At 73.3% G+C, this 12,289-nt stretch carries 11 protein-coding genes and 1 tRNA gene; 10 read left to right on the forward strand and 2 right to left on the reverse strand.

The features are described from left to right. Positions 1-38 precede the first annotated feature (38 nt). From IGS67_RS00875 to IGS67_RS00910, 8 genes are all read left to right on the forward strand, one after another. Complete coding sequence (locus tag IGS67_RS00875) at positions 39-1,073, forward strand: Gfo/Idh/MocA family protein (protein ID WP_192276874.1); 1,035 nt, start codon at positions 39-41, stop codon at positions 1,071-1,073. Between the two features lie 41 nt (positions 1,074-1,114). Beyond that, positions 1,115-1,828: a dTMP kinase gene (gene tmk, locus IGS67_RS00880; RefSeq protein ID WP_192276877.1), complete on the forward strand. Its 714-nt coding sequence runs from the start codon at positions 1,115-1,117 to the stop codon at positions 1,826-1,828. Continuing rightward, the gene (locus tag IGS67_RS00885) at positions 1,825-2,970 is read left to right on the forward strand and encodes a DNA polymerase III subunit delta' (RefSeq protein ID WP_192276882.1); all 1,146 of its coding nucleotides are present in this window, start codon (positions 1,825-1,827) and stop codon (positions 2,968-2,970) included. The genes tmk and IGS67_RS00885 overlap by 4 nt, the downstream gene beginning before the upstream one ends. 96 nt (positions 2,971-3,066) lie before the next feature. After that, complete coding sequence (locus tag IGS67_RS13580; protein WP_210766947.1) at positions 3,067-3,669, forward strand: ArsR/SmtB family transcription factor; 603 nt, start codon at positions 3,067-3,069, stop codon at positions 3,667-3,669. A 257-nt stretch (positions 3,670-3,926) separates the two neighbouring features. Further along, positions 3,927-5,261 (forward strand): MFS transporter, encoded by a 1,335-nt coding sequence (locus tag IGS67_RS00895; protein ID WP_192276885.1) that lies wholly within the window; start codon positions 3,927-3,929, stop codon positions 5,259-5,261. Between the two features lie 165 nt (positions 5,262-5,426). Beyond that, complete coding sequence (locus IGS67_RS00900) at positions 5,427-7,016, forward strand: alpha/beta hydrolase (RefSeq protein WP_328741301.1); 1,590 nt, start codon at positions 5,427-5,429, stop codon at positions 7,014-7,016. Between the two features lie 94 nt (positions 7,017-7,110). Beyond that, positions 7,111-7,183, forward strand: a tRNA-Thr gene (locus IGS67_RS00905). A gap of 145 nt (positions 7,184-7,328) precedes the next feature. Further along, complete coding sequence (locus tag IGS67_RS00910; protein WP_407925802.1) at positions 7,329-8,501, forward strand: MFS transporter; 1,173 nt, start codon at positions 7,329-7,331, stop codon at positions 8,499-8,501. A gap of 279 nt (positions 8,502-8,780) precedes the next feature. Here IGS67_RS00910 and IGS67_RS00915 read toward each other — a convergent pair whose 3' ends face one another. Further along, complete coding sequence (locus IGS67_RS00915) at positions 8,781-9,698, reverse strand: universal stress protein (RefSeq protein WP_192276891.1); 918 nt, start codon at positions 9,696-9,698, stop codon at positions 8,781-8,783. 210 nt (positions 9,699-9,908) lie between these two features. On the opposite strand from IGS67_RS00915, the gene IGS67_RS00920 reads away from it, so the two are divergent. Further along, entirely contained in the window at positions 9,909-10,394 is a 486-nt protein-coding gene (locus tag IGS67_RS00920; RefSeq protein ID WP_328741304.1) for an RNA polymerase sigma factor, read from the forward strand. A gap of 5 nt (positions 10,395-10,399) precedes the next feature. After that, entirely contained in the window at positions 10,400-11,563 is a 1,164-nt protein-coding gene (locus IGS67_RS00925) for a hypothetical protein (protein ID WP_192276897.1), read from the forward strand. Between the two features lie 60 nt (positions 11,564-11,623). On the opposite strand, the gene IGS67_RS00930 is transcribed toward IGS67_RS00925, so the two are convergent. Continuing rightward, positions 11,624-12,142: a DUF3806 domain-containing protein gene (locus tag IGS67_RS00930; protein WP_192276900.1), complete on the reverse strand. Its 519-nt coding sequence runs from the start codon at positions 12,140-12,142 to the stop codon at positions 11,624-11,626. Between the last annotated feature and the right edge of the window lie 147 nt (positions 12,143-12,289).

Raw genomic sequence — 12,289 nt, forward strand, 5'->3', positions numbered from 1 at the left:
CGGCGCCTTCGTCATGGCGGACCGGTAGCGTTGCGCCCATGAGCGACGTCGCCCTCCCTGGTCCTGTGCCCGTGTCCGTCCCTGATCCTGCGTCGGCGCCGCCCGTGCGGTGGGGGATCCTCGGTGCGGGAGGGATCGCGGGTTCGTTCGCGACGGCGGTCGCGTCGTCGACGCGCGCGCAGCTTGTCGCGGTGGGTTCGCGCGACCGTGTGCGTGGGGAGCGTTTCGCGACGGCGCACGGCATCCCGACGACGCACATCGGGTACGACGCTCTCGTGGCCGACGATCACGTCGACGTCGTCTATGTGGCGACGCCGCACTCGGAGCACCGGGAGCATGCGCTGCTCGCGATCGAGGCGGGCAAGCACGTGCTCGTCGAGAAGGCGTTCACGCGCAATGTCGCGGAGGCGCGCGAGGTGTTCGACGCGGCGCGTGCGGCGGGCACGTTCGTCATGGAGGCGATGTGGACGCGGCACCTGCCGCACGTCGCGGCGCTGCGGCAGGTCGTCGCGTCGGGTGTCATCGGTGAGGTCGTCAACGTGTCGGCGGACCACGGTCAGCGGTTCGAGGAGGACCCGTCGCACCGGCTCTTCGCGCCGGGGCTCGCGGGCGGTGCGCTGCTCGATCTCGGGGTGTACCCGGTGGCGTTCGCGCACGACCTGCTGGGGGCGCCGTCGTCGGTGACGGCGGTCGGTGACCTCACGGGGACGGGGGTCGACGGTCAGGTGTCGATGGTCCTCGGGTACGAGGGCCGTGCGCAGGCGACGCTGTCGACGACGTTGTGGTCGCAGACGCCGACGGTCGGGATGATCTCGGGGACGCTGGGGCGGATCGAGGTGGCGGGGGCGTTCTACGCGCCGTCGTCGTTCCGGGTCTCGCTGCGTGACGGGACGTCGTGGGAGTACGCGCGTCCGGTGGCGCACGGGCTGGCGTACGAGGCTGCGGAGGTCGCGCGTTGTGTGTCGGAGGGTCTCACGGAGTCGCCGCGGATGACGTGGCAGGACACGCTCGACGTCATGGCGACGCTCGACGAGGTGCGTCGCCAGGTGGGCGTCGTCTACCCGGGGGAGTGAGCGCGGGTCGGGGTGTCGGTGGCGCTCGGTAGGCTGGCGGGGTGACTTCGATCCTTTCCGGCAGCACTGCCGATGCCGGTGTCTTCGTGTCCTTCGAGGGCGGTGACGGCTCGGGCAAGACGACGCAGATCGGTCTGCTGGGCGACTGGTTCACGCGCCTGGGGCATGAGGTCGTCGTGACGCGGGAGCCGGGCGGTACGACGCTCGGCGCGGAGCTGCGCAGGCTCGTGCTGCACGGCGAGGACATGGCTCCGCGCACGGAGGCGCTGCTCTACGCGGCGGACCGCGCGCACCACGTGTCGACGGTCGTGCGCCCAGCGCTCGCGCGCGGGGCCGTCGTCGTCACGGACCGTTACCTCGACTCGTCGGTCGCGTACCAGGCGGGTGGACGCGAGCTCGGTGCGGACGAGGTCGAGAACCTCTCGCTGTGGGCGACGGGCGGGCTGCTGCCACACGTCACGGTGCTGCTCGATCTTGATCCTGCGGTGGGTGTCGCGCGCGTGCCGGGCGGTCTCGACCGTCTCGAGCGGGCGGGTGCCGCGTTTCACGAGCGGACGCGTGAGGCGTACCTCGCGCGGGCTGCGGCGCACCCGGAGCGGATCGCGGTCGTCGACGCGTCGCTCCCGGTCGAGGACGTGCATGCGCTCGTCGTCGCGGCGGTCGCGGAGAAGCTGGGGATCGACGTCCCGACGTCGGTCGCGGTCGTGCCGGGAGCGCCGGGAGCGCCCGCTGCAGCGGACGGGCCGCGCTCGTGACGGACGTCTGGGAGGACGTCGTCGGGCAGGAGGACGCGGTCGCGCGCCTGCGCGCGGCGGCGACGGACGACGCGGCGATGACGCACGCATGGCTCGTCACGGGCCCGCCGGGCTCGGGGCGGTCGGTCGCGGCGAAGGCGTTCGCGGCAGCGTTGCAGTGCTCGGGCGACCCGGTGGCTGACGAGGTCGCGGTCGCGGAGGTGCGTGCGGGCACGCACCCGGACGTCACGGTCGTGACGACGGACAAGGTGACGATCTCGATCGACGAGGTGCGCGGGCTCATCGGGCTCGCCCAGCGGGCGCCTGCGCGCGGCCGGTGGCGCGTCATCGTCGTCGAGGACGCGGACCGCATGCTCGAGCGCACGTCGAACGTGCTGCTCAAGGCGATCGAGGAGCCGCCGCCGCGTACGGTGTGGGTGCTGTGCGCGCCGAGCCCGCAGGACGTCGTCGTGACGATCCGTTCGCGGTGCCGGCAGGTGGGGCTGCGCGTGCCGTCGGTCGAGGCGGTCGCGGAGCTGCTCGTGCGGCGGGACGGCCTCGAGCCGGGGCTTGCGCTCGAGTCGGCGCGCGCGGCGCAGTCGCACGTCGGGATGGCGCGCAGGCTCGCGCGGGATCCGGAGGCGCGGGCGCGGCGACGGCGGATCCTCGAGTCGGCGGCGCGGATCCGGGGCGTCGGGGACGCGGTGCTCGCGGCCGACGACCTCGTCGAGACGGCGAAGGCGGAGGCGGCTGCGCGCTCGGAGGAGCGTGACGCGCGTGAGAAGGCGGAGCTGCTGCGGGCGCTCGGCGTCGAGGCGGGCGCGACGGTGCCGCCGGCGTTGCGGGCTCAGGTCAAGCAGCTCGAGGAGGACCAGAAGCGGCGTGCGACGCGGCAGCAGCGTGACTCGCTCGACACTGCGATGCTCGACCTGCTGTCGCTGTACCGGGACGTGCTCGTCGTGCAGCTTGGGGCGTCGGGCGACGTCGCGCTCGTCAACGAGGGTGCGGAGGAGCTCGTGCGGTCGCTCGCGGAGTCCTCGACGCCGGAGCAGTCGTTGCACCGCATGGATGCGATCGGCGAGGTCCGGCAGCGCCTGGCGGGCAACGTTGCGCCGCTCCTCGCGCTCGAGGCGATGATGGTGGCGCTTCGGCCGCAGGTCTGACCCCGCCCGGAGCGCGCGGGGCTAATGCCCGGATGCAAAGAACTTGTTGCAAAGAAGTCCTTGCAAAGAAGTCTTTGCATGCGTAGTGTTGCTCGCATGACGCACGACGACCCCACCCAGCGGCACTACCCGGAGCCCGTGAGCTCCGACGCGCTCAAGGCGCTCGCGCACCCGCTGCGCGTCGCGATCTTCGACGCGATCGCCCACGGACCCGCCACGGCGAGCACCCTCGCCGAGCAGCTTGGGGAGTCGTCGGGCGCCACGAGCTACCACTTGCGGCAGCTCGCCCGTCACGGCCTCGTCCGTGAGGCCGTGGGCCGCGGCCGCGGCCGCGAACGCTGGTGGGAGAAGGTTCCGGGCGGCGTCACTGTCGGCGCTACGCCTGACGCCGGCCCCGCCGAGAAGGCCGCCGCCCGCATGGTCGTCGGCGAGCTCCTCGGCCTCCGCGAGAAGGCGCTGCGCGCGTTCGTCTCAGAGCTCGAGTCCTTCGACGACGACTGGCAGGAGGCCAGCCTCGTCTCGACCGTCCACCTCGACCTGCCGCGCGAGGTCCTCGCCGAGCTCGGCACCCGGCTCACCGAGCTCGTCGGCGAGTACGCCGAGACCTACGGCAGCGACCGGGCACCCGCGCCCGGCAGCCGCTCGGTCACCGTCCAGCTCGCCGCGTTCCCCGTCGTCGGGGGTCGCGAGAACCCCTGACCGTCACGGCGGCCCTGCCGCCGCACCCGCATCCCTCCCGACGGCACCGCCGTCGTAGCCGCCCGACGGCACCGAAGCCGCCCCGCACGACACCACCGACCGGCCCGCCGGCGCGGTGCTCCGTCGACCCCTGAGAGGACCCCTGCCATGCGTATCCGCCGCCGCCGCGCACCCCACCGCCCCACGTTCCCGAGCCGCGACGTCGCGACCGACGCCCTCGGCCGCCCCGTGCTCTACGGCGCACCGCGAGCCGGCCAATGACCGGCGCCGACGCCCGCACCGCGGCGCAGCCCGAGGCCCTCACGACCGAGCGCGACGAGCCCGCGACCGCCGTTCCCGCTCTCGACGACGCCCGCCTCACGACGACCGGCCTCCTGCCCGGCTTCGGCCGCCTGTGGACGTCGTCGATCGCCTCGAACCTCGCCGACGGCATCGGCCGTGTCGCCGTCCCGCTGCTCGGCACGACGCTCACCCGCGACCCGCTCGCGATCTCGGTGCTCGGCGCCCTCGCGTTCCTGCCGTGGCTGCTCCTCGGCCTGCCGGCGGGCGTGCTCGTCGACCGGGTCGACCGCCGCCGGGCGATGGCCGTCGCCAACGGCGTCCGTGTGCTTGCCGCGGCGGGGCTCGCGCTCACCGTAGCGACCGGCGCCGTGACGATCTGGTGGCTCTACGCCGCCGTGCTCGTGTGGGGCGTCGGCGAGACGGTCTACGACAACGCAGCGACCGCGCTCGTCCCCGACTTCGTCGAGCGCCACGGCCTCGACCGCGCGAACGGCCGCATGCAGTCGAGCGAGATCGTCGTCCAGACGTTCGTCGCGACACCGCTCGGCGCGTGGCTCTTCGCTGTCGCGATGGTCGTGCCGCTGTGGTCGACCGCGGCGGGCTTCGCGCTCGCGGCGCTGCTCGTGCTCGCGCTGCCCGCGACGGTCGCCGTGGGCGCCCGCGCCGCCACCGAACCGGCCCCGTCCCGCCCCGGTGTGCTCGCGGACATGCGCGACGCGTTCGTCTTCGTGTGGCGTCACCGGTACCTGCGGCAGATGACCGTGCTCACGGTCGTCGTCGGCAACGCGCTGGCCTTCGGCCAGGCGGCGAGCCTGCTGCTGTTCCTCGACACGTTCGGCGTCTCGGAGGCATCGGTCGGCGCGCTCACGGCAGTCGTCGGCGCGGGCGCGCTCGTCGGCGCGATGTCCGGCGGGGCGGTCGTGCGGCGGATCGGTCGTGGTCGGACGCTCCTCGTCGGGACGCTTCTCGGCGGTCTGGGGATCCTGCTCGTCGGCCTGGCACCGAGCCTGTGGACGGCGCTCGTCGCCTACGCCCTGGGGGCAGCCGGGGTGTCGCTGTGGAACGTGCCGTGGGGTGCGCTGCGCCAGATCCTCGTGCCGAGTCACCTGCTGGGGCGCGTGAGCGGCCTGCTGCGGGCGATTAACTGGGGTCTCATGCCGGTCGCGACGCTCCTGGGCGGCTGGGTCGCGCGCGTCGACCTCCAGCTCCCGTTCCTCCTGGGAGGCGCCATCGTCGTAGCGATGTCGGTGCTCCGCACCCGCACGATCCTCCGCGCGGACGCGGCAGCCGACACGACCCCCACCCGCTGACACCCTCCCGCGAGATAGCGCTCGAGCGACGAGATAGCGCGAGGCGCGCGCTATCTCGTCGCTCGAGCGCTATCTCGCGGACTCGGTGGCGCGGAGATGGGCTGCCCCACCCTCGTCGTGCGGTCGGTGCCGCAGGTGTCGGTGGGGGCCGCTACCGTGGGGGGCGTGCCCTCGCTCTCCCGCCGTGCGTCCGTCCGTCCCCGCGCCCTGCGCGCGTCCGCCGCGCTCGCCGCGCTCGCGCTGCTCGTCACCGGCTGCGTCGCCGGCAAGCAGGCGACGCCCGTGTCCGACGGGGGCCCGACGCACTCGTCGGAGCTTCCCGCGAACTTCGACGCGCTCCTGCCCGACGGTCTCGACCCGGCGTTCCGCGAGTACTACGCCCAGCAGGTGACGTGGGACGCGTGCATCGGCGGCTCGCTCGAGTGTGCGACCGTCTCGATCCCCGTGAGCTGGCGCGACGCGTCGCTCGGCTCGGCGTCCCTCGAGGTCGTGCGTTCGCCCGCGCTCGGCGAGCGCACCGGGTCGATCCTCGTCAACCCGGGCGGCCCCGGCGGTTCCGGCGTCGACTTCATCGAGACGGCCGTCGGGCTCGTGAGCCGTGACGTCCGCCAGGAGTACGACCTCGTGAGCTTCGACCCGCGCGGAGTCGGCCGGTCGACGCCCGTCGAGTGCGTCGACGACGACGTGCTCGACCGCATGACGCAGGCAGACCACGACCTGCGCACGGAGGAGGGCCGCGCGTCGTTCGCCGCCGAGCAGAAGACGTTCGCCGACGGATGCCTCGAGCGCACCGGCACGCTCCTCGGCAACGTCGACACAGCGTCGGCCGCTCACGACATGGACCTCCTTCGCGTCCTCGTGCGCGACGAGCAGCTCCACTACCTCGGCTACTCCTACGGCACGCAGCTCGGCGCCGCGTACGCCGGGCAGTTCCCGGACAAGGTCGGCCGGCTCGTGCTCGACGCGGCCGTCGACATCACGCAGACGAGCGACGAGGCGAGCCTCGGGCAGGCGAAGGGCTTCGAACTCGCGCTGCGGAACTACGTCACCGCGTGCCAGGCGGGCCCGCAGTGCCCGCTCACGGGGGACGTCGACTCCGGCCTCCAGCAGATCCACGACCTCACGGAGCGTGCGCTCGCGAACCCGCTGCCGACGGACGACGACGCGCGCCCGCTCACGCGGAACCTCGCCTTCTACGGCATCGCGGTCGCGCTCTACTCGGACGACTCGTGGCCGTACCTCACGGCTGCGCTGAGGCTCGCGCTCGTCGACGGCGACGGCACCGGGCTGCTCCAGCTCGCGGACATGTACAACGACCGCAAGCCGGACGGCACCTTCGGGGCGAACAGCTTCTCAGCGTTCCGTGCGGTGGGCTGCGCGGACTCCCGCGGCTCGACGGACCTCGCGACGATGGAGGCCGAGCGCCTCAAGATCCTTGAGGTCGCCCCGACGCTCGGCGAGTCGTTCGCGTTCGGCGGGCTCGTGTGCGCGGACTGGCCGACGCCTGTTGTCGAGATCGACTACGACATCTCGGCGAAGGGCGCGGCACCGATCGTCGTCATCGGCACGACGGGCGACCCGGCGACGCCCTACGAGAGCGCGGAGGCTCTCGCGGGGACGCTCGAGTCGGCGACGCTCCTCACGTGGGAGGGCGAGGGCCACACGGCGTACGGCCGGTCGAACTCCTGCATCAAGGAGGCTGTCGACGCGTACTTCCTCGAGGGCACGGTGCCGGCCGAGGGGCTCGTCTGCTGACGTGACGCACGTGACCCGCACGGATTTTGCGTGCGCCCGGGTCACTGGGTATTGTTGCCGAGGCTTGAGGGCGCTACGGCGCACGACGAGCCACGCCGCCTTAGCTCAGTCGGCAGAGCGTTTCACTCGTAATGAAAAGGTCGTGAGTTCGATTCTCACAGGCGGCTCGTCCGAAGGCCCCCACCCGACGGTGGGGGCCTTCGTCGTTCAACGGGCAGGTCGGACCCTCCGACGGCCCTGACCTGGGAGGACATCATCACCACGCGCGCCCGCTCCGCCGTCGGCGGGGCATCGGGCCTCCTGCTCGTCGCCATCATCCTCTACGCGTTCAACCTGCGTGGCCCGATCGTTGCGGTCGCCCCCGTCATCCGGGAGCTCGCCGCCGACCTCGGCGTCACGGACGGGACGGCGGGCCTCCTCTCGACGATCCCCGTGATCTGCTTCGCGGCCGCGACGCCGTTCGTCGCGGCCTACCTGCGGCGGGCCTCGCTCGAGCGGGCCGTCCTCGTGTCGCTCGCGCTCGTGCTCGTCGGCACGGTCGTGCGGTCGGTCGGCGGGTTCCCGCTCGCGATCGCGGGCACGATCGTCATCGGTGTCGCCATCACGATCGGCAACGTCGCGGTCCCCGTCATCGTCGCGCGTGACTTCCCGTCGCGGGTCGGCATTGTCACGGGCATCTACACGTCGGCGCTCAACATTGGCTCGGTCATCACGACGATCGGGACGGCGCCGCTCGCGGCGCTCGTCGGCTGGCGCTGGGCGCTCGCGTTGTGGGGCGTGCTCGTGCTCGTCGCGGCGGTCGTCTGGCGCATCGCGACGGCGCGGATCGCGGCGGCTCCGGTGTCGGCGCCCTCGGCCGACGCGGCGGACAGCACGCCGGTCCCGGCTGACAGCATCGCGCTGCTGCCGCCGTGGCGGCGCTGGGACGTGTGGCTGCTCGTCGCGGCGTTCGGGGCGCAGTCGTTCAGCTACTACGGGTCGAGCACGTGGCTGCCGTCGATCCTCGCGGACACGATCGGGCTGTCGAAGGACGGTGCGGGTGCGGCGTCGTCGGTGTTCCAGCTCATGGCGATCGTCGGGAGCCTCGGAGCTCCGGCGCTGCTGGCGCGCGGCCTGCCCCTGCGGACGGTGTCGGCGGTGCTCGTCGGGTGCTGGCTCGTGCTGCCGACGGGTCTGTTGCTCGCACCGCACGGGTACCTCGTGTGGATGGCGGCGGCGGGCGTCGCGCAGGGCGGGTTCTTCACGATGGTCGTCGTCATGATGGTGCGGCGCTCGGGCGGGTCGTCGAACATGCGGCGCATGTCGGCGTTCGTCCAGGGGCTCGGGTACTGCCTCGCGGCGGCGGGGCCCGTGGCGCTGGGTCTCGTGCATGACGCGACGGGGTCGTGGACGGCGCCGTTGCTGACGGTGCTCGTCATGGTGGGGATCATGGCGGCGGCGGGTCTCACGGTCGCGTCGGCGAAGCCGGTCGCGACGATCGACTGATCCAGGGCCGACCCTCCCCGAGTGTCGATAGCCGATCCGCGCGCCATAGGCGTGCGGATCGGCTATCGACGTCCCCGGGCCAGGTGCGGTCCTTGGCTCCCCACGCCCGATAGCGGATCCGTGCACCCCAAGCGTGCGGATCGGCTATCCATGGTCGCGAGCCGCGGTGCGGCTCGCGACCCTCGACGCGATAGCCGATCCGCACGCCATGCGTGCACGGATCGGCTATCGGACCACTGGAGCGGTGGCTGCGCCAGGGGCAGAACGGCAGGAGGATCGTCAGGCCCGGACGACCGTCACGGGGCAGGGCGTGTGCTCGACCATCTGCGACGATACGGACCCGAGCAGGAGCCGCTCGAACCCGCCGAGCCCGCGCGAACCCAGGACGAGATGACGCGCCCCGGCGGCCGCGCGCAGGAGCCCGCGGGCCGGCGCGGACCGTTCGACGCGCTCGACGAGCCGGCCCTCAGGAAGATCGAGCTTCGCGTGCGCGATCGCGCGTGCGAGGAGCTCCTCCGTGTGCTGGATGTAGTCCTCGACGGGTGGTGCCCAGCCGAACTGGTTGGGCAGGGGCCCTGTCGTCGTCACCTGCCAGCACGCCACGGCGTGCAGCGGCAGGTCATGGCGCGTCGCGAGCTCGGCACCGTGACGCAGCGCGGTGACGGACGCGTCGGAGCCGTCGACGCCGACGACGACGCGGGGCGTCTCGTCGATCTCGTGGTCGCGGGCGGCCTGCTCGAGGATCGCAGCGGCATGGTCCGGGTCGGGGATGATCGTCACGGGGACGCGGGCCTGCCGGACGACGCCGGCGGAGACGGATCCCATGAAGAGGCGGCCGAGGCGGCCCAGGCCGCGCCGTCCGACGACGATGCGGTCGGCGCCGGTGCCGCGCTCGAGGATCGTCGGGACGACGGTGCCGCGGATCTCCTCGGCAGTGACCCGGAGCCCCGACGTGTCGGCCTCGGCGATGAGCTGGTCGAGGCGTTCGCGGGCGCTGCGAGCGATGTGCTCGTAGTTGTCGGCGGCCTCGAGCACGGCGATGGGACCGAGGGGAGCGGTCTCGAGCCAGGTCGTGTCCCACACGAGAACGACCTGGAGGTGTGCGCCGTCGGTGCGGGCGTCGCGGACGGCCCAGTCGAGCGCGTGGGCGGAGCTGGGGGATCCGTCGACGCCGACGACGATCCTGCGGTCTGTCATCGTGCTCACCACCTTCCGACGTCGCGGTGGTGCGACGTCCTCGTCGGTCCTTCCATCCTCGCGTGCGGGGCGTGCGGGGGCAACGGCCCAAGGTCCTCGTGTAGGTAAGGGCCGGATGTCGGTTGCGGGTGCAAGGATCGGCGGGGTCGGGACAGAGACGGGTGAGGAGGGCGGCTCGTGCCGCCCCGTGGCGGGCCGGGAGGAGGGCGCGTGGAGCACGGACCGCTGTGGTTCGAGGACGTGTTCCGTCGTCATGCGACGGCGGTCCACCGGTACTTCGCGCGTCGCGCGCACCCGGGCGAGGTCGACGACCTCACGGCGGAGGTCTTCGCGACGGCGTGGCGCCGGCGCGACGACGTGCCCGACGGTCTCGAGCTCGCGTGGCTGTACCGGACGGCGGGCTACCTGCTTGCGAACCATCGTCGCAAGGCGCGGCCGGTGCTCGTCGAGACGATGCCGGTCGAGGTCGATCACGCGGACCCGCAGCATCTCGTTGTCGTCGACGACAGTGTGCGGGAGGTGCTCGGCAGGTTGAGCGCGCGGGACCGTCAGGTGCTCGTGCTGCATGCGTGGGAGGGGCTCTCGGGGGCCGAGCTGGGGGCGGTCCTGGGGATCTCGAAGGGTGGCGCGGAGGCGGCGTTGTCGCGTGCGCGTGCCCGGTTGCGTGAGCTGTGGGCGGAGCGTGAGGCGGGGTGACGTGGGTGAGTGACGACGAGGCGTTCGCGCGGCTGCGTGCGACGGACCCGGCGGCGGGCGTGGAGCCCGACGTCGTGGCGTTGCGTGCGCGGGTGACGGCGCTCGTGGGCGACGTCGCAGGACCGGAGGACGGCACCGACCTGGGGCTGCGGCTGCGGGTCGCGCGGCTGCTCGTCGAGGACGGTGCGCAGGAGGAGGACGCCGCGGCGGCCGCCGCGATCCTCGGAGCCGGCGGCACGGCGGAGCCGGCGGCCGGGGTGGCGCTGCCTGCGGCCGCCGCCGGTGCGTCGGCGGTCCCTGCGCGGCGCGCGCGCCGGCGTGGGCCTGCGCGGTGGCTCGCCGCTGCTGCCGCGGTTCTCGTCGTCGGCGGGGTGACGTACGTGGCAGCGGACCGGCTGGGTGTCGGGACGGGCGCGGACGCCCCGAGCGCAGCGATGGCGTCGATGGCGGCGGGCCCCGACGATGTCAGGGTACGGGGGTACGCCGTCGAGGACACGGGTGGCGAGCTGGGCTCGCGCGAGGTCGTCCCCGCGGACGCACTGTGGTCCGAGAGCATGACGCTCCGGGCGGTCGCGCTCGAGCCGGTGCCCGGGACGCGTGCGACGGTCGCGGCGCTCGCCCGGGTCGTCGGTGTCGCGGGAGATCCGGTGCGGTCCGGGACGGTGTGGACGGTCGCGGACGGGAACGGCACGCTCACGGTCGACGGCACGTACGTCGACTATGCGCGTTCGGGGGCGTCGTCGGGCGTGGTGTCGTCGCCCGACGCTTCGGGCGTGACGGCGCGTCTTGTCGCGGTCGTCGGCGCGGCGGGCCTCGACGTCGATGGCATGGCGTTCGCGGTCGACTCGGACGGCACGGCGGCCTGGACGACGCCGCGCGCGTCGGACCGCGCTGCGGACGCGGACGTCGTGGGCGACGGGGTGCCGGCCGTCGACTCGTGGTCGATGAAGGTCGACGACGACGGAATCGTCGCGCTCGCGGGGACCTTGCTGCGCAGGACGACGACGGACCTCGAGGTGCGCGCGGTGACGGACGTCCTCGGGGCAGGCGCTCCTGCGGACGGCGTGACGCTGCGTGTCGTGCTGCAGCCGGACGGCGACGGGTGGGTTCCGGTCGCGTCGTACGTCGTGCGAGGGCCGGACGGGACGGAGGCGCGTCCTGCGTCGTAAGGAAGGCGGGCCGTGAGGTTGACCGCGTCGTGAGGGTGCGGGTCGTGAGGGCCCGACGCGTCAGGCGACGCTGCTCGCGCGCGACCGCTGCGGCCGGAGGTGCGGCGCGGGCCGGTTCGACAGCACCGGGGAGACGGCGAGGCGCGTGAGCAGCACCGTGATGCCGGCGAGCTCGCGCGCCATCCACCAGGTGGCGATGTCGGTGAGGGGGCTCGCGACGGGCCGGTTGTCGGCATCGGCGAGGATGAGCGTCGTGGGGCTGCAGCCTGCGACGACGCGCCAGCGCAGGTCGGGTCGGGCCGCCCGGAGGAGGTCGCCGACGGCGATGCCGAGCGCGGTGAGCGACGGCAGGGGGTCCCAGCGTTCGGCGGGCGTCGTCGCGTGCCAGCGGCAGCACCAGTCGACGAAGAGCCGCTCGACGTGCTCGGGGACGGTGAGGTCGACGCCCGGGCCGCGGAGGAGCTCGCGGAGCTCCTCCATCCAGACGAGCTGGCACGGGTCGGGCTCCTCGAACTGAGGCTTGCCGTCGGTGGCACGGCGGAGGTCACCCTCGGGGCTGTGCTCGGTGCGGTGCGCCATGCCCCCTTTATCGGCAGGAGCGGCGCACGGCATGAGGAAGCCGGGTGAAGTCTCCGCGACATGTGGCTGACCTGCCACATCGCGGGACGCTGGACTGACCCGTGGCCGATGTCGGTGGCCGGGGCTAGGTTCGGAAGGGTCAGCTCG

The sequence above is a fragment of the Flavimobilis rhizosphaerae genome (assembly GCF_014852685.1).
Lineage (GTDB): Bacteria > Actinomycetota > Actinomycetes > Actinomycetales > Cellulomonadaceae > Flavimobilis > Flavimobilis rhizosphaerae.